General features: G+C 66.3%; 15 protein-coding genes and 1 pseudogene. 9 read left to right on the top strand and 7 right to left on the bottom strand.

The features are described from left to right. From N5D20_RS04080 to N5D20_RS04070, 3 genes and pseudogenes are all read left to right on the top strand, one after another. The gene (locus N5D20_RS04080; protein WP_099559321.1) at positions 1 to 879 is read left to right on the top strand and encodes an alpha/beta hydrolase; all 879 of its coding nucleotides are present in this window, start codon (positions 1 to 3) and stop codon (positions 877 to 879) included. Further along, positions 876 to 1,352, top strand: a complete 477-nt coding sequence (locus tag N5D20_RS04075) for a MaoC family dehydratase (protein ID WP_043395926.1) — start codon at positions 876 to 878, stop codon at positions 1,350 to 1,352. The genes N5D20_RS04080 and N5D20_RS04075 overlap by 4 nt, the downstream gene beginning before the upstream one ends. Before the next feature lie 36 nt (positions 1,353 to 1,388). Continuing rightward, positions 1,389 to 4,719, top strand: a pseudogene (locus N5D20_RS04070) (PAS-domain containing protein). A 4-nt stretch (positions 4,720 to 4,723) separates the two neighbouring features. On the opposite strand, the gene N5D20_RS04065 reads toward N5D20_RS04070, so the two are convergent. Continuing rightward, positions 4,724 to 5,398, bottom strand: a complete 675-nt coding sequence (locus N5D20_RS04065) for a response regulator transcription factor (RefSeq protein WP_010485636.1) — start codon at positions 5,396 to 5,398, stop codon at positions 4,724 to 4,726. 129 nt (positions 5,399 to 5,527) lie between these two features. On the opposite strand from N5D20_RS04065, the gene N5D20_RS04060 reads away from it, so the two are divergent. Next, positions 5,528 to 7,174 carry a fatty acid--CoA ligase gene (locus N5D20_RS04060; protein WP_191849365.1) on the top strand — a complete coding sequence of 549 codons (1,647 nt, stop codon included), beginning with the start codon at positions 5,528 to 5,530 and terminating at the stop codon, positions 7,172 to 7,174. Positions 7,175 to 7,193: 19 nt separating this feature from the next. Here the strand turns inward: N5D20_RS04060 and N5D20_RS04055 are convergent, their stop codons facing one another. Further along, positions 7,194 to 7,793 (bottom strand): NADPH-dependent FMN reductase, encoded by a 600-nt coding sequence (locus N5D20_RS04055; RefSeq protein WP_279914349.1) that lies wholly within the window; start codon positions 7,791 to 7,793, stop codon positions 7,194 to 7,196. Positions 7,794 to 7,931: 138 nt separating this feature from the next. Beyond that, positions 7,932 to 9,581, bottom strand: a complete 1,650-nt coding sequence (locus N5D20_RS04050) for an ABC transporter ATP-binding protein (protein ID WP_279914348.1) — start codon at positions 9,579 to 9,581, stop codon at positions 7,932 to 7,934. Between the two features lie 173 nt (positions 9,582 to 9,754). On the opposite strand from N5D20_RS04050, the gene N5D20_RS04045 reads away from it, so the two are divergent. The 4 genes from N5D20_RS04045 to N5D20_RS04030 are packed head-to-tail and all read left to right on the top strand — an operon-like array spanning position 9,755 to position 15,691. After that, positions 9,755 to 12,139, top strand: a complete 2,385-nt coding sequence (locus N5D20_RS04045) for a TonB-dependent receptor (protein WP_279914347.1) — start codon at positions 9,755 to 9,757, stop codon at positions 12,137 to 12,139. 10 nt (positions 12,140 to 12,149) lie between these two features. Beyond that, complete coding sequence (locus N5D20_RS04040; protein ID WP_279914346.1) at positions 12,150 to 13,613, top strand: DUF3526 domain-containing protein; 1,464 nt, start codon at positions 12,150 to 12,152, stop codon at positions 13,611 to 13,613. Further along, positions 13,610 to 14,968 (top strand): ABC transporter permease subunit, encoded by a 1,359-nt coding sequence (locus N5D20_RS04035; protein WP_071305241.1) that lies wholly within the window; start codon positions 13,610 to 13,612, stop codon positions 14,966 to 14,968. Before N5D20_RS04040 ends, N5D20_RS04035 begins: the two co-directional genes overlap by 4 nt. A 12-nt stretch (positions 14,969 to 14,980) precedes the next feature. Continuing rightward, positions 14,981 to 15,691 (top strand): ATP-binding cassette domain-containing protein, encoded by a 711-nt coding sequence (locus N5D20_RS04030; protein WP_248853508.1) that lies wholly within the window; start codon positions 14,981 to 14,983, stop codon positions 15,689 to 15,691. Here the strand turns inward: N5D20_RS04030 and N5D20_RS04025 are convergent. The 3 genes from N5D20_RS04025 to N5D20_RS04015 all read right to left on the bottom strand — a co-directional run bounded on the left by N5D20_RS04025 (position 15,688) and on the right by N5D20_RS04015 (position 18,480). Next, positions 15,688 to 17,460 carry an asparagine synthase-related protein gene (locus N5D20_RS04025; RefSeq protein ID WP_279914345.1) on the bottom strand — a complete coding sequence of 591 codons (1,773 nt, stop codon included), beginning with the start codon at positions 17,458 to 17,460 and terminating at the stop codon, positions 15,688 to 15,690. The two genes, N5D20_RS04030 and N5D20_RS04025, sit on opposite strands and share 4 nt — an antisense overlap. Positions 17,461 to 17,541: 81 nt before the next feature. Further along, complete coding sequence (locus tag N5D20_RS04020; RefSeq protein ID WP_279914343.1) at positions 17,542 to 18,192, bottom strand: lasso peptide biosynthesis B2 protein; 651 nt, start codon at positions 18,190 to 18,192, stop codon at positions 17,542 to 17,544. Positions 18,193 to 18,327: 135 nt separating this feature from the next. Then, positions 18,328 to 18,480: a hypothetical protein gene (locus N5D20_RS04015; protein ID WP_162257677.1), complete on the bottom strand. Its 153-nt coding sequence runs from the start codon at positions 18,478 to 18,480 to the stop codon at positions 18,328 to 18,330. Positions 18,481 to 18,672: 192 nt separating this feature from the next. Here N5D20_RS04015 and N5D20_RS04010 point away from each other — a divergent pair, with 192 nt between their 5' ends. Next, the gene (locus N5D20_RS04010; protein WP_279914342.1) at positions 18,673 to 19,599 is read left to right on the top strand and encodes a hypothetical protein; all 927 of its coding nucleotides are present in this window, start codon (positions 18,673 to 18,675) and stop codon (positions 19,597 to 19,599) included. A 68-nt stretch (positions 19,600 to 19,667) separates the two neighbouring features. Here N5D20_RS04010 and N5D20_RS04005 read toward each other — a convergent pair whose 3' ends face one another. Continuing rightward, positions 19,668 to 20,411 (bottom strand): FadR/GntR family transcriptional regulator, encoded by a 744-nt coding sequence (locus tag N5D20_RS04005; protein ID WP_010485608.1) that lies wholly within the window; start codon positions 20,409 to 20,411, stop codon positions 19,668 to 19,670. Between the last annotated feature and the right edge of the window lie 37 nt (positions 20,412 to 20,448).

The raw sequence follows: 20,448 nt of genomic DNA, 5'->3' as shown, positions 1-20,448 counted from the left end.
ATGACGCAGTCTTACGACGACCTGTACTGGAACAGCAATGATGGATTGCGCCTGCATGCGCGCGACCATGCACCCGATGCGGGGCAGGCAGCGCGTGGCACAGTGGTCTGCATTCCGGGACTGACCCGCAATGGTGCCGATTTCGATGCGCTTGCCAATGTACTCACCGCCGAGGGCTGGCGCGTGATCGCGGTCGACCTGCGTGGTCGTGCAGGCTCGGAACGCGCATATGACCCGTCCAGCTACAACCCGCGTGCCTATGCGGATGACATGGTTGCGTTGCTGCGCTCGCAGAACATCGACAAGGCGGTGTTCATCGGCACCTCGCTGGGCGTGCTGGTGACCATCACCCTCGCCTCGCGCGCGCCCGAGCGGATCGCGGGCGCGGTGCTCAACGATGCCGGCCCCAAGGTGCCACGCGAGGCGCTGGCACGGATCGGCAAGTACGCCGGCAAGCCGGTCCCGCCGATGGACCTGGTGCAGGCCACGGCCTACGTGGAATCCATCGGCAAGGCCGCGTTCCCTCGCTTCAGCACCGACGACTGGCGGCAGATGGCGGTGCGCACCTTCCGCCCACGAAGCGATGGCCTGCTGGAACTGGACTACGACCCGGCGGTGATCCGCACCACCCGGCCATGGCTGCTGTGGCTGTTGCGTCCGGTGCTGTGGCGCGCGGTTCGCGGACTGACCGCCCGGGTGCCGGTGCTGGTGGTACGCGGTGCGCTGTCCGACATCCTGCCAGCCGATGTCGCGCGGCAGATGGCGGCCACCTCGGAAAGTACCTGTCTGGTCGAAGTGCCCGATGTGGGGCACGCGCCGATGCTGTCCGAGCCAGAGGCGCGTGACGCGATCCTGACCTTGCTGGAGCGTGTGGCGTGAGTGCGGACAGCGACCTGCCTCCCGCCCTGCAGGCGTTGCAGCAGTGGGCAGCCAGCGAGCGGCTGAGTGGCGTGACCCGCGTGGACCAGACGCGTATCGATGCCTTTGCCGACGCCACCGGCGACCACAACTGGATCCATGTCGATCCAGCGCGGGCGCAGGCCCAGATGCCGGGTGGGCAGACCATCGCACACGGCTTCCTGCTGCTCTCGCTGACGGTGGAGGACGATGTGGCCGCCCTCGCTGGCTTCCCCGGCATCGCCCACGTGCTCAACTACGGCTTGAACAAGGTCCGCTTCCTGGCGCCGGTGCCGAGCGGGTCCGAGGTGCGGGTACGCTCGCAGCTGGTGTCACTGGACGCGCGGCAGCCCGGCCAATGGCTGCTGACCCAGCGCAAGGCCGTCGAGCGGGTTGCTGATGGCGAGCTGGCACTGGTCGCTGAGCAGCTGTCACTGATCGTGATCGCCTCCTAGCACCGCCCTCCCCGCTTCTCTCCCTACACTGGAGCGATGTTGACGCCCTCCATCGTCCTCTTCGCCTGCATTGCATGGACCGCACTGCTGTTTGGCGTGGCGCTGTGGGGCGAGCGCCGGGGGCACCGGCTTTCGAGGGCATGGCCGCTCATCTATGCACTGTCGCTGGCCGTGCACTGCACCGCGTGGACCTACTACGGCGCGGCCTCGCAGGGGCTGCAATGGGGCTTTCCGATTCCACCGACCCTGGCCGGGATGGCGCTGATCTTCGCCTTGGGCCTGCCGTTCCTGCTCCGCCTGGGGCGGCTGGCCAAACAGCACAACAGTGCCACCATCGCCGATCTGGTCGTTGCACGACTGCGTGCCGATCGTGGTCTTGGCTTCACCATCACCCTGGTGGCGCTGTTCGGCATCATTCCCTACATCGCACTGCAGCTGAAAGCCGTCAGCCAGGGGCTGGGCGCCCTGCTCGGTGATCGGTTCGCGCCTGCCGGTGCGCAGCTGGACATGTCGTTCTGGTTCGCGCTGACGATGGCTGCGTTCACCCTGCTGTTCGGTGCACGCAAGGCCTCGGCCACCGAGCCCAACCGCGGCATCGTGGTCGCGCTGGGCCTGGAATCGGTGTTGAAACTGGTGGCGCTGTTGGCCATTGGCCTGTATGCGGCGCTGTCCGTGCACACGGCCGGCACACCGCTGCTGGAGAAGATGGTGCAGCTGCCGCCCCCGGCCATCGTGCCGGACTATCTCACCATGGTCGCGCTCGGGGCGATCTCCGCGTTCACCCTGCCGCACCAGTTCCACGTCGGCGTGGTCGAGCTTCGCCAGACCTCGGACCTGAAGACGGCACGCTGGATGTTCCCGGTCTACCTGCTGCTGATCGGTCTGCCGTCGGTGCCGATGGCATTGGCCGGTGCCGCGCAGCTGCCGGCCTCGGTATCACCGGACCTGTACGTGCTGGCGCTGCCGCAGGCCGGTGGCCATCATCTGCTGGCGCTGCTGGCCTATCTGGGCAGCCTGAGCGCGGCCACCGGCATGATGATCCTGTCCGGGCTGACCCTGTCGATCATGCTTGGCAACCACGGATTCGGTTCGCGCCTGCTCGGCGGCATCGAGGGTGGCGTGGCCAACGCCGATCTGCGCCCGCGCGTGCTGGCGTTCCGCCGTGCCGGCATCCTCGCCGTGTTCCTGATGTCGTGGCTGTACAGCCGCGCGATGAGCGGCACCGAGGCACTCAGCGATTTCGGCCTGATGTCCTTCACCGCCCTCTCGCAGCTGGCACCGGCTGTGCTGCTGGCGGTGTATCGCCCACGTACGCCCTCCGCGGCCATCATGGCCGGCATCGTGCTGGGCTCGTTGGCCTGGCTGTGGGTGGTACTGCTGCCGATGGTGATCCCGGCCGCGACGCCGTCGGTCGACGCCGACGGGCTGCATTGGTTGTCGGTGGTCTCGCTGCGCGTGCAGCCGGGGCATATCGCCATCAGCATGGGGGCCAGCCTGGCGGTCAACCTGCTGGCCGTGGCCCTGGTGTCGCGGGCCGTGCGTCCGTCCTTGCCGCGGAGGCGGGATGCGGTGGCTGCGGCGTCCCTGCGCAGGACCGCCGGACGCTTCCTTGGCCAGGAGCGTGCGCGCCAGCTGCTGGAGGGCCACGCCGGGCAGATGCTGGATGACGACCGGGTCACCGCCGTCGAGCGTGAGCTGACAGCCGTGGTCGGCGCAGGCATGGCACGGCTGTTGGTCGAAGCCGCACGCGAGGGCGGCGCCGCGCCGCTGGACGCGGTGACCCGCGCCGTCGGCGAGGCCACCCAGGTGCTGCGCTTCAACCAGCGCCTGCTGGAAGCTGCGCTGGAGAACATGAGCCAGGGCATCAGCGTGGTCGATGCGCAGCTGCAGCTGGTGGCCTGGAACAGCCGCTACGCCGCGCTGTTCAAGTTCCCGCCGGAGCTGCTGCAGGTCGGGCAGCCGGTGGTCAACCTCACGGCATGGGCACTGGGACAGCTGAAGATCGGCGACGGCCCTGGCGACACGCCGACCAAGGCATTGCAGCGCCGCGTCGCGCATATGCGCCGTGGCACGCCACACCTGTCCGAACGGATCTTCCCCGATGACACCATCGTCGAGATCCGCGGCAACCCGATGCCGGGCGGTGGCTATGTAGCCACCTTCACCGATGTCACGGCGTTCCGCCGCGCGGAAGATGCGCTCAAGCGCAGTAATGAGAATCTGGAACGCCGGGTACAGGACCGCACCGCACGGCTGCAGCAGGCGGTACAGGAGGCCGAGCGCGCGAACGCGGCAAAAACGCGCTTCCTGACGGCGGTCGGCCATGATCTCATCCAGCCCATGCATGCGGCCCAGTTGCTGACCGAGGCGATGTCGCAGCACATCGAGTCCGAGTTCCTCGAAAGTTTCCTGCGGCAGATCCGCGGCGCATTGGATTCCACTGATGACCTGCTGTCCGGCCTACTGGATATCTCGCGACTGGAAGCCGGTGGGCTGGTGGCCGATCCGCGCCCCTTCGCGCTGTCGACCGTGCTCGATCCGCTTGCGCAGGAGTTCGCGGTGCTGGCGGCGGCGCGTGGCCTGCAGTTCCGCCACGTGCGGAGCCAGGCCTGGGTCCATAGCGACCCACTGCTGCTGCGCCGGGTGCTGCAGAACTTCCTGGCCAACGCCATTCGTTACACCCGCCATGGCGGTGTCTTGCTGGGTGCGCGCCGCCAGGGGCAGGCACTGATGATCGGCGTGCATGACACCGGCCCCGGCATTGCTCCGGAGCAGCAGGCGGTGGTGTTCGAGGAGTTCCACCGGATCGATCGCAGCAACGGGCAAGGACTGGGCCTGGGCTTGACCATCGCGCACCGAATCGCCGACCTGCTGCATGCACCCTTGCACCTGCGCAGCGTACCCGGGCATGGCTCGGCCTTCTCGATCAGCGTGCAACGGGCAGCCCCCCCCTGTGACCCCGCGCAGTCCACCACCGACGGGCGGCAGCAGCGCCCTGAAGGGAATTCGTGTACTGGTGGTGGACAACGACCCGGACGCACTGGCGGCGATGCGGCAGCTGCTGCATTCCTGGGGTTGCGATGTGATCGCGGCAGGCAACGCCGATGACATCGGACCCTCAGCGCTCGAGGCGGCGCTGTGGCTGTTCGACTATCACCTGGATGATGGCGATACCGGTGTTGCGCTGTGGAAGCGGCTGGTGGGCATGCATGGGCCGCGGCCGACGGTGATCCTCAGTGCCGATACCGGCAGCGATACGCGCGGGGCGGTGCGCGGCGTTGGGCTGTCCCTGCTCAACAAGCCGTTCAAGCCGTTGGCGCTGCGCTGGGCGATCAACCACCTGCTGGCGACCACTGCCACGCCCTGACCCATCAGGGCTCGGGAAGCTCTTCGATCTGCCGGGACGGATCGGCCAATCCCATTTCGTGCAGCACGCGGATGGCCTGCGCGCGGTTGCGCACGCCCAGCCGCTCCATGATGCGTGTCATGTGTGCCTTGACCGTGCGCAGCTGTACGCCCAGCCGGTCGGCGATCTGCTTGTTGAGCAGGCCCTCGGCCACCAGCCCCAGCACCTTGTACTGATGTGCCGACAGGCTGGCCAGGCGTGCGGCCAGGTCGGCATCCCTGCTGAACGGTGCCACCCGCGCCACCGGCTCGCGCAGCAACGCTGGAATCCAGCGCTCACCCTCCAGCACGGACTGCAGCGCGGACTGCAGTTCGTTCAAGCCCGAGCTCTTGGGCAGGTAGCCTGCGGCGCCGAGGTCGATGGCACGCCGGATGACCTGCGGCTCCTCGTTGGCAGAGACGATGATGATCGCCAGGCCCGGCTGCAGGGCACGGATCGTGGCCAATCCGGCCAGCCCATGGTTGCCGGGCATGTGCAGGTCAAGCAGCATCAGGTCGATCGACTGGTTCTCGATCACCTCCAGCACGCCGTCCAGCGAATCAGCCTCGCTGATCTGCAGATCGGCGACCGCCTCTTCCGCCGCGCGATGCAGTGCCGCACGGAACAAGGGGTGATCATCGGCGATGAGCAGGGTTGGCATGTCCTGGCGAGATTATCAAATCGGGTGCGCGCGGGAACAGGTACCTAGGTACGCTGGTACAGCAGGAAGGGCTTGCTAGTGTGGGGCGGAGAAGGCCGGCGACCGCAACGCCGCCCACGAGGAAATGCCATGTCATCCGCCCCCACTCCCGATGCCCATGCCTATCCACTGCTGATCAAGCAGCTGCTGCTGATGCCGCTGGCGGTGAGCCCTGGACAGGAAATCGTCTACGGCGACCAGGTACGGTTCGATTACCGCACCCTGCACGCGCGCATCGGCCAGCTGGCAGGCCTGCTGACCTCGCTGGGAGTCGGCCACGGCGACACGGTGGCGGTGATGGACTGGGACAGCAACCGCTACCTGGAGGCCTACTTCGCGGTGCCGATGATCGGTGCGGTGCTGATGATGGTGAACGTGCGCCTGGCCCCCGAGCAGATCGCGTACACGCTGAACCACAGCGGCGCGCGGGCGATCCTGGCCAACCGCGAGTTCCTGCCGCTGCTGGACGCCATCGACGAGCAGCTGCCGGACCTGCGCACCCGCATTCTGCTGGACGATGCCGATGGCCCGCTGCCGCCAGGCTTCGCCACCGAGTACGAAACGGGCCTGCGTGATGCCACGCCGGTCGTCCGCTTCCCGGACTTCGACGAGAATGCCCGTGCCACGGTGTTCTACACCACCGGAACCACCGGGTTGCCCAAAGGGGTCTATTTCAGCCACCGGCAGCTGGTGCTGCATTCGCTGGCGGCGATGGCCGCGCTCGGCGGCGCCCCCCGCCAGGGCCGCCTGCACCGTGACGACGTCTACATGCCCATGACCCCGATGTTCCATGTGCACGCGTGGGGCCTGCCCTACGTGGCTACCGCGATGGGCATCAGGCAGGTCTATCCGGGGCGCTACCTGCCTGCGAAGCTGCTGGCGTTGATCGCGCGCGAAAAGGTGACCTTCTCGCACTGTGTGCCAACCATCCTGCACATGCTGCTGGAGCATCCGGACGCGGCGCAGACCGACCTGGAGGGCTGGAAGGTGATCATCGGCGGTGCGGCCCTGCCCCGTGCTCTGGCGCAGCGTGCACTGGCACGGGGCATCGACATCTTCGGCGGCTATGGCATGTCCGAGACCTGCCCTCTGCTCACCATCGCCCAGATCGACGTGGACAGCATGACCGATGCCGACGAGGTGCTGTCACTGCGCACCAAGGCCGGCACTCCGGTGCCGCTGGTGGACCTGCGCATTGTCGACCCGGACATGGGCGATGTCGTCCACGATGGCGTGGCCACCGGCGAAGTGGTGGCACGAGCCCCCTGGCTGACCCAGGGTTACCTGCACGATCCGGACGCTTCGGCAGCGCTGTGGGCGGGCGGCTACCTGCACACCGGCGACATCGGCAACATCGATGCAGGTGGCTACCTGCGCGTCACCGATCGCATCAAGGACGTGATCAAGACCGGTGGCGAATGGATCTCCTCGCTCGCGCTGGAAGACATCATCGCACTGCACCCGGCGGTCAGCGAGGTCGCGGTGATCGGTATCGCCGATGCGAAATGGGGCGAACGGCCGCTGCCACTGGTGGTCAGGCAGCCCGGCCGTGATGTGTCAGAGGCGGAGATCATCGAACTGGTCGCAGCGCGCAGCCGTTCCGGAGACATCTCACGCTATGCGATTCCGGAGCGTGTCAGCTTCGTGGATGCGATCGAGCGGACCAGCGTGGGCAAGATCAACAAGAAAAAACTGCGCGGGCTGCATGATCCGGGCGCTGGCACCGGCGGGCGCTGACGCCCTCTGCCGGCACGGCTCAACCGCGCGATGCCCCGCCCTGCAGCAACTGGACCCAGGCCTGGAATCCCTCCAGGAAGCGCTGCAGGCGCTTGCGCGTCGCCGCGTCGAAATCGTCCGCGTCATTGTTGTAGGCGGCCGCTGCTTCGGCCACATAGAGCTGTGGCGAGGCCATGGTCAATGCCCCCATGGCGGTCAGTGTATGGCGCAGCTGCGACTGTGCCAGTTTGGTGCCCCAGTGACCCGGCGTGGCGCCGATGATCGCCACCGGCTTGGCCGAAAGGACCGTGCGGTATTCGGCATCGTCGCGGGACAGCCAATCGAGCGTGTTCTTGAGTACGCCGGGCAGTGACTGGCTGTACTCCGGCGTGGCGATCAGCACGCCGTCAGCGGCTGCAATGGCCGCGCGCAGGCGCTTGACCCCGGCAGGACCGGCCGGATCGGCGGATTCGAGGTCTTCGTCGAACAGCGGAACATCGGCAATGGTGTCATGCACGGTCAGCAGCAGGCCCGCAGGCGCGGCGCCTGCCGCGGCCCTGACCAGGCGCCGGTTGTAACTGTTGCTGCGCAGGCTGCCGGCAAACGCCAGGATGTTCAGCGGTGGAGGGTTGTCGGACATGCGGGATTCCTGGAATGAGTCGGTGCGGGGTCACGGGCCAGGCATCGACAGCGCGGGAGGCACCGGGAACGGTCGCGCACAGCGTACCCCAAGAAGCACCGCGCCCCAGCGGCAGGTGCAGGTGTCCGCCAGGTCCCGTCAGCCGGTGGCAAGCACGATCACCTGGTCGGCTTCGGTCACCACGCTGCGGCGATGGGTGATGGCCACGATCGTGACATCACCGGCAAGCGCGCGGATATGGCCCATGATCTCGCGCTCGGTCGCCTCGTCCAGCGCCGAGCTGGCTTCATCCAGGAACAGGATGGCGGGCTCTCCGTAGAGTGCACGCGCAATGGCGATGCGCTGCCGTTCGCCGCCGGAAAGTTTCAGGCCGCGCTCGCCCACCGTGGTTTCAAAGCCCTCGGGCAGCGCGTCGATCAAGGCCAGGATCGACGCCTTGTGGGTCGCGCGGCGCAACCGGGTGTCGTCGCGCGGGCGCCCCAGCAGGATGTTGTCGGCCAGGCTCTCGTTGAGCAGGATGACATCCTGGGGAACGACGGCGACGGCGGCGTGCCACGCGGCACGGTCGATGTCGGCCAGGTCGATGCCATCCACCAGGATGCGACCGTGCTGGGGCTCGATCGACTTCAGTGCCAGCTTGAACAGCGTCGACTTCCCTGCCCCGGTCTCCCCCATCAGGAAGTTGATGCCGCCGCGCCCGGCGTGGAAGGACGCATCCCGGACGCCGCGGCCATTGCCGTAGCGATGGCTGACATGCTGGAACTCGATCCGGCCGCATTCTCCGTGGAATCGGCCGGCGTTTGCTGCCTGCCGCTCTTCGAGTGCCGCCCACAGGGACGATAGCGGCGTCAGCAGCGTCCACGAACGGGCAACGTCATCGATCGAGCGCGCGATCATTTCAAAGGGCATGTTGAGCTGCAGCAACAGCAGGTTGAACAGTACGATATCGCCGACGCTCAGGTCACCGCTCTGATAGCGCGGGAGCAGCAGTGCGAAGGTGACGATGAACTCGACCGCCAGGCCGATGCCCAGCAGCGCGATGAAACCGACCCGCTGCAGCACGTAGGCCCGCCAGCTGTCGCGCACCTCCTGGGCCTTCTGTTCGAAGCGCTGGATCATCCACGCGCTGCCGCCGAACTGCCGCAGCGTCTCCATCGCGTTCATCGCATTGCCGACGAAGCGCGCATTCTGCTGGCCCGCTTCGACCGCCGCCTCACGATGGATCCGTGCTCGCCGCGTAGCGATGGCCGAGAGCGTGACGGCCACAGAACCGTAGCCCAGCACGATCGCCACCATCTGCAGGTTGATCAGCGCACCCAGTGTCAGCAGGGTCAGCAGGATCTGCAGTGCGCTGGGAATGAACACCACCAGGCCAAGCTGCACCACGATCTTCAGGGCGTTGCGGCCCTTCTCCCCGGCCACCTGCAGTTCGACTGCGTTGTAATCCAGGAAGAAGCTGTGTGTCTTCTTCAGCAGCCGCGCGAAGTAGCGGGTGCTGGTGATGAAACCCAGGTTCTCGCCACTGAGGAACGACAGGTACTGCACGGTGTTCTGCAGGATGCTGGCGGCGCCGAGCATCACCGCGTAGAGCAGGAACCATCCCGCCAGTTCACGGATGCCTTCCGTGCTGATGCGGTCGATCAGGCGCGAGAACAGGTACGGCGCTGCCACCGTGGCCAGGCTGGAAAGCACGACGATGGCGGCAATCAACAGCAGCAGCCTGCGGTCCGCCTTCCAGTACGCGGTGAGGATCTCGGTGACCGGCGGCGGCAGCGCGAACATTCTCATCAGCGTCGGTCCGGCATCGGTGCAGTGGCTCCTGTGTGGCGGTGTGCCTGCTGTCGCCCCTCGGCACAGCAAGAGATCGTCGCGCATCTTGAATGCTATGATATAACATCGCTATTGAAGGCGCGATGGCTCGTGCCGCAGACCAACATCCGATGAGATCGATGGACCGGGGCATGAACAACGCATCCACCGCCAGGCCGGCGGCATTGGTGATCGTCAGTCTGGCCGCTGCTCTGCAGCTCAACGCGCCGGCAATGGCGCAGGATGCCAGCGCTCTGGGCAGTACTGCCCAGGGCGACCGGCGATCCGATACCGCCACGCTGGACAAGGTGATGGTCATTGGCAGCAATATCCGCGATGCCATTGGCGGCGGCGCCTCTCCGGTCATCGTGATCGACCGGGAGGCCATTGATCGAACCGGGGTGGCCTCGTTGCAGCAGCTCTTCGAGAAGCTGCCGCAGAACTTCGGCGGTGGTGCCAGCGGCGCCAACGTCGGCAACCTCGGCGTCGACCGCGATACCGGCAACAACTTCGGCCAGGGCACCGCCATCAACCTACGTGGCCTCGGCACGGGCACCACGCTGACGCTGATCAACGGCCACCGCGTGACCTCCTCGAACCGCTACCAATACGTCGACATCTCGCTGATTCCGCTGAGCGCCATCGAGCGCGTGGAGATCCTCACCGATGGCGCCTCTGCCATCTACGGCACCGACGCCGTCGGCGGTGTGGTCAACATCGTCCTGCGCCGCGATTTCACCGGCTATGAGACCTCGCTGCGCTATGGCAGCGTCACCCGCGGCAACATGGACGAGTACCAGGCCTCGCAGTCGGCCGGCTGGTCGTGGGAGGGTGGCCACCTGATGGCCAGCTACGAGTTCCTGAAGCAGGGCAACCTCGCCGCCGTCGACAAGGACTTTTCCCGGAACGTTACGGTCAAGCCCTACGACATCTATCCCGGTTCGAAGCGGCACAGCCTGTATCTGGACGGCGTGCAGGAGCTCAGTGATGTGCTGACGCTCAACCTGACCGGCTCCTTTGCCAAGCGCGAGATGGACACCACCATTTCCGGCACCGCCGACGAGACCCGCCTGTTCCCGCACACGCGGCAGTTCGATGTGTTCGCCGGGCTTACTCTCGAGCTTCCGCGCCAGTGGCAGGCCCGCCTGAATTCCGGATTCGGCAGGAGCGACGTCTCCTACGAGAGAACGACCATCACCGGCAGCTCGGTCAGCACCGCGCCGCCGACGGATACGAACTCCGAATCGCGCTATCTGGAAGTGATCGCCGACGGCGAGCTGTTCAATCTTCCGGCCGGCGGCGTACGCGCGGCATTCGGTGCGGGCTACCGCCGCGATGGCTATGAACTGCTCGACCACCGCGGGCTTGAGAAGCCGCTGGATCTGCAGCGCACGATCCGTTCCGCTTTCGCTGAGCTCAACATTCCGCTGCTGGCAGACATGCCTGGCGTTCGTCGGCTGTCGCTGACTGCGGCCGCACGCTACGACGACTACAGCGATTTTGGTTCCACCCTCAATCCCAAGCTCGGCCTGCTGTGGGAAGCAACGGAAGGACTTTCATTCCGCACCAGCTACGGCCGCTCCTACCGGGCGCCGGTCTACCAGGACATGCAGCTGAACAACACCGTGGTGGTGGCCAAAGTACCCAACCCGAGCGCGGCCAACGGAAGCACGGTGCTGATGATGCTCTCCAACGGCAACCCGGATCTGGGGCCCGAACGTGCCAAGACCTGGACCGGCGGCTTCTCGTTCGCGCCCCCGTCGCTGCCGGGCCTCAAGATCGACGCGAACTACTATCACATCGAGTATGCCGACCGGATCGGCAGCGGTTTCGGCGGCAGTTTCCCGTCGCTGTTCCTGCAGTCCACCGCGCCCTATGCGGACCTGCTGACCGTCAACCCGACGCCGCAGCAGATCCAGCAGGCGCGCCAGCTGGGTGCCTCCGGCCTGGGCCTGTTCGTATCGCGGGTGGGCCCTTATGCCCTGACACCAGGAACCGATGAAACCAGCAGCGAAGTCATCCTGGACAACCGCTTTCGCAACAACGCGTTCACTTCGCAGCGCGGCGTCGATTTCAATGCCTCCTACGATTTCGACGCTGGCCAGACCCGCATCGCGTTGAACCTTGCCGGCCAGTACATCATCGATTCCAAGCGCCGCGTGACCGCCACCTCGCCCGAGGTGGACGCGGTGAATGCGGTGTACTTCCCGGTCGACCTGAAGGTGCGCGGCGGCCTCGCCATGAGCCACCGGCAGGTTGCCGGCGGGCTGTTCGTGAACTACGTGGACAGCTATCGCGATCCCGCCAACCGCGCCGACCGCCATGTCAGCTCGTGGACGACGGTCGACCTCAATCTCAGGTATGACTTCAGCGGTGCTGCCGGTGCCGGACAGGGCACTTCGCTGGCCTTCAACGTGCAGAACCTGTTCGACCGGAATCCGCCCTTCATCGTCAACAGCATCAACACCGGTTTCGACCCGACCAATGCAACGGCGCTCGGCCGATTCCTGTCCATGACATTGACCCATCGCTGGTAGGGCGCCCGCCATGAGCGATGCCTCCCCCACCTTCTCCAGACCCGCATCCGCCGTGCGCCAGACCCTGGTCGTTGCCGCGACCCAGCTGAAGCTGATGTGGCGCGAGCGGCGCCTGTTGTGGCTCGCGCTGACCCTGCTGCTGCTTGCGGGAGCGTCGGTTACCACGGGCGCAGCACGGCTGGCGCAGCAGGCCCAGGAGCGCCAGATCGTAGCGGAGCAGGAGGCCGGGCTATGGGACGGCCAGGGCACGATCGACCCGCATGCTGCCGCGCACGTCGGCCGCGCCATTCCCGCGCCGGTGCGGCCGCTGGCGGCGCTCGACCCGGGCATCACGGATTTCGTCGGCACCTCGGTGTTCATCGAAGGCCATGCGCAGAACCCGGCCCGGCACCGACCCGTCGACGCCGGCACCGCGCTCAGCCGGTTCGATGGCTTCTCCGCCGCATGGGCGCTGCAGGTCGTGGCGCCTCTGCTGATCATCCTTGCCGGATTCGCCAGCCTCTCCGGCGATGTCGCCCGCGAAACCCTCCGCCAGGAGCTCGGCAGTGGTGCATCGGCCCACGTCCTGATCGGCGGCCGGCTGATCGCGCTGGCAACGGCATCGCTGCTGCTGGTGCTCGCCCTGCTGGCGGTCAGTGTTCCCGGCATGGCCGGACGCACCCTCGGCACGGCCGACATCATGGCGCTGATTGCGATGTTCGCGGCGTATGCGCTCTATCTCCTGGTGTTCTGCGCCATCACCATCGGCGTCTCGGCGCGCTTCAGCGCAGCACGCACGTCGTTGGTGGTGCTGCTCGGCTTCTGGGTGGTAGCCACCCTGCTCGCGCCGCGGGTGGCCCCCGCACTGGCCGAATCACTGTATCCCACGCCTACTGCCCCCGCGTTCCGGGCGGCGGTCAGCGAGGACGCAGAGCACGGCGCAGATGGCCACGACCCGGCGGACAAGCGGCTGGACGCACTGAAAGCAGAGATGCTGGCACGCTACCAGGTGAAGGACGTGGACGATCTTCCGGTCAACTTCCGCGGTGTCGCGCTGGAGTTCGCCGAAGCGAATTCCACCGAGACCTACAACCGCCACTTCGAACGCATCTATGCCACCTACCAGCGGCAGGCGATCACGCAGCGCGCCTTCGCGGCGCTGTCGCCCACCCTCGCGCTGCAGGCCGCTTCACGGGCACTGGCGCGCACCGACTTCCCTGCACAACTGGCGTTCCTGCGCGGAGTCGAAGACTATCGCTACCGGCTGATCCAGGCACTCAACCTGGAAGTGAAACAGCACAAGGCCGCGAACGGCAGCAAGCATCTGGCCGATATCGCGACCCTTACCCGCTCCGTGGCGTACAGCCCGCAACAACCGCCGCTGGGCCACATCGCCGCGGCACAGTCGGTGAATTTCGCCATCCTGCTGGCCTGGGTGCTGCTGGCCCTGGGGCTGGTGTTCACGTCGGCGCGGCATCTCGGGAGTGCCCCATGAGCAGCCTGTCGATCGCAGGGCATGAGATCCGTCGCCTGCTGCGTGACCGGGCGTTGCCGGTGCTGCTTGGCCTGCTGGTGGTGCTGGCGGCCTATGCAGCATGGAATGGCAGTGCGTGGGTCGGGCAGCGCGAGGCAGCCATCAGCCTGATCAACGCGGAAGAACAGGATGCCAGGGACCGCAGCCGGGGGTTCGTTGGCAAGGCGCCGTCGGTACTGCCCCGCGTCCAGCCGGTGCTCCCTCCCGGCCCGATGGCGGCATTGTCGATTGGACAGGCGGACGCCTACCCCTACACCGCCGATGTGGTTGCGCTGGGTGACCGTACCCAGCTGCTCAGGCATGTGTGGTCCGACATCGGCAATCCTGCCGTGCAGGCCGCTGGCCGATTCGACCTGGCCTTCGTCATTGTGTTTCTGCTGCCCTTGGTCATCCTGGCGACCACCTTCGATCTCTGGTCACGCGAATGCGAGCGCGGCATCACAGCGTTGGTGTTGTCACAGCCCATCGCGGCAGGACGGCTGATCGCGGTCAAGGCCCTGGCCCGAGGTGCCATCGTGCTGCTGCCTGCGCTGGCGATCATCATTGCCGTTGCCGCTGGCTCGGGCGCAACACGCCCTTCCGGCCTGGCCGTGCTTGCCCTGATCGTGCTCGCCTACGGCAGCTTCTGGCTGGCACTGGCGGTGCTTATCGGCTGCTTCGCCCGGCGCACCACCGAGGCCGCGATCGCCGCTGGCGCACTGTGGCTGCTGATCGTTGTCATGGCCCCATCACTGGTCCTGGCAGCGGTGAACCTGAGGGTTCCACCGCCCTCGCAGATGCAACTGGCGACCGCACTGAAGGCGCAGCTGGCCGACACTGCCCGCCAGCAGCAGCTGCGCCACGCGGCAGCCTCCCCCGCCACGCGTTCGCCAGCACCGCGCATTGCGGACGCCGTGCGCGTGGCCTATGCCGATCTTGTCCAGGCCGATCAGGCCATCGCGCCCTTGATCGCCGCGCACACGGAGGCTGAGGACGCGCGGCGCCAGGCACTCGACCGGGCGCGCCTGCTGCTGCCTTCGGTCGCGGTGCAGGATGCACTGGACCGCCTCGCCGGATCCGACGCCGACCGGGCGCTGGCGTTCCAGCAGCAGGTCCTCGCGTACTGGCACGCACGTCGGCAGCTGCACAAGGACTATCTGGACCGTGACGTGCCACAGACGCTGGCCGAGTACGACGCCCTGCCCCGTTTCGAATTCCAGGACACGGCGGGCGCCCTGCAACGCGGTGTACTGATCGACCTGGCCGCATTGGCCGTCGCCACCCTGCTTCTGCTGATCGCGGCGTGGTCGATGCGGCGTCGGCTGGCCACCCCCTGAGGTACATCACACATGCTGACTGCAACGCATCTGGTCAAGGAACACGGCACGCATCGGGCGCTGGATGATGTGAGCTTCACGGTGCGCCCCGGCGAGATCTTCTGCCTGCTGGGTGCCAACGGGGCCGGCAAATCGACCACGATCAAGCTGTTCCTGGGCTTCCTCGAACCCACCTCCGGATCCGCCGAGGTTGATGGGCTCAGTGCCTGGCAGCAGCCACACGAGGTACGCCGGCGCCTGTTGTACATCCCGGAGAACGTGGCGCTGTATGACGAACTGACCGGCTATGAAAACCTGGATTACTTCGCGCGCCTGGCTGCGGTGGAGCAGCGCTCGTCCGCACGGCTGAAGGACGCGCTCAGGTCCGCTGGCCTGGCACCCGAGGCATTCGGGCGGCGCGTCGGGCTTTACTCCAAGGGCATGCGCCAGAAGGTGGGCATCGCGCTGGCCATCATCAAGGAAGCCAGGGCGCTGCTCCTCGATGAGCCGACGTCCGGCCTGGACCCGACCGCCTCGGCCGAGTTCCACGAGCTGATCGTGCGCCAGCGCGATCGCGGCACGGCGATCCTGATGGCCACCCACGATCTGTTCCGTGCCCGCGAAGTGGCGACCACCATCGGACTGATGCAGGCCGGCAGGCTGCGCAGGACGCTGGATGCCAGCACGATCACCGCCAATGATCTTGAGAGCCTCTACCTTGAGGAAATGAGCCGGAGCACCTAGGCCACGCCGGCTGCGGGCATGCCTGGCGCGCCCATCCAGCGCCTGAGCCAGGCTTCGATGTTGACCTGCGGACCGAAGATGCCCAGCACCTGGGATGAGTGATCGGGGCTGACCCTGCGGATGCCCGCGTCGGCCGATGCGCTGTCGATGTAGCCCCGCCGGGCCAGCAGGCCATCCACCAGCAGGCCCCTGATGAACTGCTGATGCCGCTGGGTGACGGCCACCGAGTGATCGTCCAGGTAGGACTTCACCTTGCGCGAGAGCAGCGCCTGCGGCAGCAGGCCCTGCAGTGCACGACGCGCGATCGTCCTGTCTTCCGCGCCGGCCATCAGCAGGTGCAGCGGCAGGCGGGCGAACAGTTCCACCACAGGCTGTGCGCTGATGGGTGATACGCCGTGCCAGCGTCCTGCACCCTCGAAGGGATCGAGCACGCTGGTCGGGAAGATCATCCGGCCAATGTGCGCCAGCTTGTGCGGAGAGAGCCTGTACCCCTGTGCGCGTGCATGCCGCAGCCAGGCCGGCGGCAGGCCATCCTGTTCGGACGCATCCACCTTCACCCATTCGCACGGGTTGCCCCAGCGGCCGTTGATGCTGCCCGGCTTCTTGAACATGCCATGGACGAAGGCATCCTTGAATACCCCGTACAGCGAATCGCCCGACTGCGCAGTTTCGAACGCGACACGGAAGAAGTCGCGGTCGATCCCACGCCGCCACGCATAATCGATGGCAGCGGCATTGCCCTTGAAGCGGAGGAAGACCGCATCGCCGCCGACACCGGTGAACTGCACCGTGTCCGCGTCGACATCCACGTCGCGCCGATGCAGCAGGTAACCCGAGCAATGCGCAGGACGCGCGGTTCGCGGGAAGTCCATGATCTCTTCCAGCGAGCAGTGCGGCTGCCGTTGGTACTCGACGAACTCGCAGCTCCTTCCGGAGGATTCACGGGCACCGGCAACGGCCATGCGCGCGAACATGCGCTCATCGGCACCAATGCCGGCATCGTAGTGATGGACGCACTTCACCTCCGGTGCGGAGGGCGCATGCAGCAGGCCGGCGAGGACGATGGAGGAGTCCAGCCCGCCGGACAACTGAAGCTGGATGCATCGATGCTGGCTCGCCAGCGCACCAATGCAGCCCAGCAGCGTTGCACGTGCCAGTTGCACGGCTTCCTCCAGATCTTCGATGGGCGCTTCACTGGCCTGCCGCACCACATCCCACTGGTAGTGCCGGCCGATCGGCCGGCCATCACGGATCGTCACTGCCTCGCCCGCTTCGAGCGCGGTGACCTCCTCGAAGCCTGTCTGCAGGCCGTCACGGAACGGGAACAGCAGCGAATAGGACAGGAACGACCAGTCGACGTTGAAGTCACCCACTCCCAGCAGCAGGCAGTCTTCCATGCTCGAAAAGACCACCGTCAACTGATCGACCGTGGTCATGTAGCACGGAATCTCCGCTGTCGGATCGCGCAGCACGAACCAGCGGGTGGTATCCGGCTGGTAGCCCACGGCAACGTAGCGCCCCCAGTACTGCTCCACCAAGCTCCTGCCCTGCGTACTGCAGGCGCTGTCTGCCGATGCAGCATCGGGAAATGCCTGTGCGGGAACGGTATCGGCGGCGAACACCTTGTGGAACAGCTTGCCGAGTACCACCAGCGGACCGGACCGGCTGTAATCGAAGTAGCCCGGGTTGTCGGTCTGGGCATAGATGGCGCCGCCGCAGCCCTTCATCACGCAGGCGATGCCGGGGCGGCCCGCTTCGATCCGTTCCATGGCCTGCAAAGCCTGCGCACGAGCGGATTCGGAATGTTCGTTCCAGAACAGAGCGATGTATCGGTACATGCCTCAAGCCGGTTACAGCACCAGGATGGGCGTCATCCGGCGCAGATTGAAGGGGATGTCGGTCAGGACCTGGTCGCCGTGCTGCAACCAGCAATGCGCTGCGAACGGCTGGGTGCGCACCGCGAACACCCACGCGGGAACGATGCCGTACCGCGACAGGAACTCACGCATGGCCAGGCAGTAGAGGAAGCACTCATCGGTCTTCCTGAAGGCGATCGGTCGCAACCAATCGAACACCCGGACCAGGAGGGCCAGCTGCTGCAGATCCACCTCGCCCGGCATGGAGGCCTGACCGCGCCTGCGGGCTGCCGACACCGTGTAGTTGAAAGGCAGGAACGTCCTGCTGCAGGCCGCGCGCGTGACCGAGGCCAGGAAGCGGCGCACATCGCAGGCCGTGATCGGCGGACATCCTCGGGACTCGCCCTCGCGCACCCAGTGCAGGGGCAACGCGATTTCGGCACTTGCTGCGGATTTGCCACGCAGCGGATCCTGGGTGATCAGGCGCCGATCAAGCAGCGACTGCAGCATCCTCGGCCTCGGCGCTCCATCGGAAGCCAGGGGCCAGTCCTGCACCAGCCCGCCAAGCGCCGCCGCTCCGCGCCGATCGATGGAGAGATAGCTGCCGGACGCCTGATCAAGAATGACCATTGCGTCACCGGTCACACAGACATGTGCGTGCTTCGAAAGGAAGTAGGTGGTTTCAGGCTGGTCCATCGCGAGCGTGATCTCATGCTGCTGCAGGCATCAGAGCGGTGCATGCGGGGGGCATGCACCGCAGGTCATGCAGGGTGCGATGGATCAGGGCGAGGTGGTCGGGAAGACGCCATCCCACAACGTGCCGTGGTTGTGCGCCTTCGTTTCGGAAACCACCGAGCCCAGCTCGATCAGTTCACTCGGATCTTCGTGATTCTGCTCTCCAGCCACTACGCCCAGCTCAATCAGTTCGTTCATGAACATCTCCTCTAGTCAGTGGATGCACCCACGCGATGCAGTGGATGCACAGCGGCCAGGCCAGCCTCGCCCCGCGTGTTTCAGGACGATTGCCGCCAAGGCACGTAAATGTTACGATATAACATATTATTTTGGTGTGACGGCCGACCGTGATCGGACGCCGCTGCAGCGACTCCCAAGAGAGCGAGATGGATGCCCACCGAGATCAATGACGATGGCCTTGATCCCACCCTTCTGCTGAAGGGCCTGTTTCCACTGCCGAAGTTCATCCGCTTCGTCCGGGAGCGTTGCCCACCAGGAAGCCTTGATGAAGCGATGCTGGTGGAGCAGTGGCGGGAAGCCCGCGCCCTGGTGCGTCGCCTTCATCACGACGAAGCAGACGACGCCGATGCCATGGACGTCCTCGACCTGCCCGAAGAAATGCGGCCACTGGCCGAGCAGGCGCTTCGCCAACCCTCGATGCACCGCATGACGAGCGTGGTGCCCCGCAGTTGGCAGATGGTGGAGATCGACCGGCTGGTGGTCTTCCAGGAGTGCATCAACCTGCGCCACATCGATCAGCTTGCAGCGGCCACGGCCGCGTCACCCGATGCATGCGAGATCATGGAACTGGTGGCGCGACGTGGACGCCACGCACATCCGGATGTGCGCTTTACCCAGTCCGATGGCAGCTACACTTTCGCATCTGCGTCCAATGACCTGCGGTTCCTCGACGTAGCGACGATCGACCCTCGCACCATCGCCGGTTACGAGCCGTTCGGCGCGGCCAGCCACGCCCTTGTCATCTATCTCGGTTTCAGCGACAACCTGATCAGCGCCACACGCATTGGCCGCCGGATCATCCTGACCAACGGCTCGCACCGGCTGTATCTGCTGCGCAGGCTCGGCTTCCGCCATGCCCCTTGCCTGGTGACCGATGCGTCCGACAGTGATCTGTCCGACGTGTTGCTGCCAGCCGCGGTGAAGCAGGATCGGCCGTTCTATCTGGGCGCTTCGCGACCGCCGATGTTCAAGGACTACCTGGATCCACGCCTGACCTGCACCGTGCCGGTCACCCGCAAGCACTATGCGCTCAGGGCCAAGCTGGATCTGCAGCGGATCACGGTTCCAGCGGTGTAGAAAGGCCGTGGGCATCAAGCCCGACGGCGGTAGCCAGCCACATCAGGTCGCCGCCCGCAGAACGCCTTTCAGATACGCGTCGTCGCCATGAACCGTTCGCGGTCCTGCTGCGTGCGGCGGCGGATCTCCTCCAGCGCCTGGCTTTCGGTCGCCTGCAGCATGGCTTCGAACAGGCGCTGGAAGTGATGGCGCATGGCATTGCGCGCGGCCACCGGATCACGCGCACGCAAGGCTTCGAAGATGGCCATGTGCTCGTCGGCACGGCTGGCGCCATCATCGTGGCAGACCCGGGCATAGACCTCGCTCACCCGCGGCAGTTCGCTGCGCATGCGCCAGATCTGCTGCACGAAAAATTCCACCACCGGGTTGCCGGAAAGCCGTGCGATGGCCAGGTGGAAACGGCGGTCGTACTCGCCGGCTTCGGCGTCGCTCAGGTCGCGACGGCACAGCGCTTCGGCCAACGACTGCAATTCGGCAATGCCGGCATCATCCAGATTGCTGGCAGCCAGCGCGGCAGCCTCGGCTTCGAATACCGCGCGGGCAGCGGTGAGGTCGAAGGCGCTGACATCCGGCAGCCCGCCGGACGCCTGCGTCGGGCGCGGCTTCACATGCACGCCCGAACCGATGCGGATGGCGATCCAGCCCTGTGCTTCCAGTGCGATCTCGGCTTCGCGGATGGTGACCCGGCTGACACCGAACCGTTCGGCCAGTTCACGCTCGCCCGGCAGCCGCGAGCCCGGCGGAAATTCGCCGTCCTCGATCAGCTTGCGGAGCTTGGCAGCGATGGTCTGGTAAAGGCGGTTGGCGGACATGCGGCTGACCCTTGGCGATTCCCTCCGGGTCCCTGCC

This window comes from Stenotrophomonas sp. GD03877 (genome assembly GCF_029840555.1).
Classification (GTDB): Bacteria; Pseudomonadota; Gammaproteobacteria; order Xanthomonadales; family Xanthomonadaceae; genus Stenotrophomonas; species Stenotrophomonas geniculata.
The sequence above is the reverse complement of the archived record's forward strand: the minus strand, read 5'-3'. Positions and strand labels throughout refer to the sequence as shown.

Coding starts and splice junctions, on each gene's coding strand:
- N5D20_RS04080 (WP_099559321.1), top strand. CDS start 1: ATGACGCAGTCTTACGACGACCTGTACTGGAACAGCAATGATGGATTG.
- N5D20_RS04065 (WP_010485636.1), bottom strand. CDS start 5,398: ATGCCAACCCTGCTCATCGCCGATGATCACCCCTTGTTCCGTGCGGCA.
- N5D20_RS04060 (WP_191849365.1), top strand. CDS start 5,528: ATGTCATCCGCCCCCACTCCCGATGCCCATGCCTATCCACTGCTGATC.
- N5D20_RS04055 (WP_279914349.1), bottom strand. CDS start 7,793: ATGTCCGACAACCCTCCACCGCTGAACATCCTGGCGTTTGCCGGCAGC.
- N5D20_RS04050 (WP_279914348.1), bottom strand. CDS start 9,581: ATGAGAATGTTCGCGCTGCCGCCGCCGGTCACCGAGATCCTCACCGCG.
- N5D20_RS04045 (WP_279914347.1), top strand. CDS start 9,755: ATGAACAACGCATCCACCGCCAGGCCGGCGGCATTGGTGATCGTCAGT.
- N5D20_RS04040 (WP_279914346.1), top strand. CDS start 12,150: ATGAGCGATGCCTCCCCCACCTTCTCCAGACCCGCATCCGCCGTGCGC.
- N5D20_RS04035 (WP_071305241.1), top strand. CDS start 13,610: ATGAGCAGCCTGTCGATCGCAGGGCATGAGATCCGTCGCCTGCTGCGT.
- N5D20_RS04030 (WP_248853508.1), top strand. CDS start 14,981: ATGCTGACTGCAACGCATCTGGTCAAGGAACACGGCACGCATCGGGCG.
- N5D20_RS04025 (WP_279914345.1), bottom strand. CDS start 17,460: ATGGAACGGATCGAAGCGGGCCGCCCCGGCATCGCCTGCGTGATGAAG.
- N5D20_RS04015 (WP_162257677.1), bottom strand. CDS start 18,480: ATGAACGAACTGATTGAGCTGGGCGTAGTGGCTGGAGAGCAGAATCAC.
- N5D20_RS04010 (WP_279914342.1), top strand. CDS start 18,673: ATGCCCACCGAGATCAATGACGATGGCCTTGATCCCACCCTTCTGCTG.
- N5D20_RS04005 (WP_010485608.1), bottom strand. CDS start 20,411: ATGTCCGCCAACCGCCTTTACCAGACCATCGCTGCCAAGCTCCGCAAG.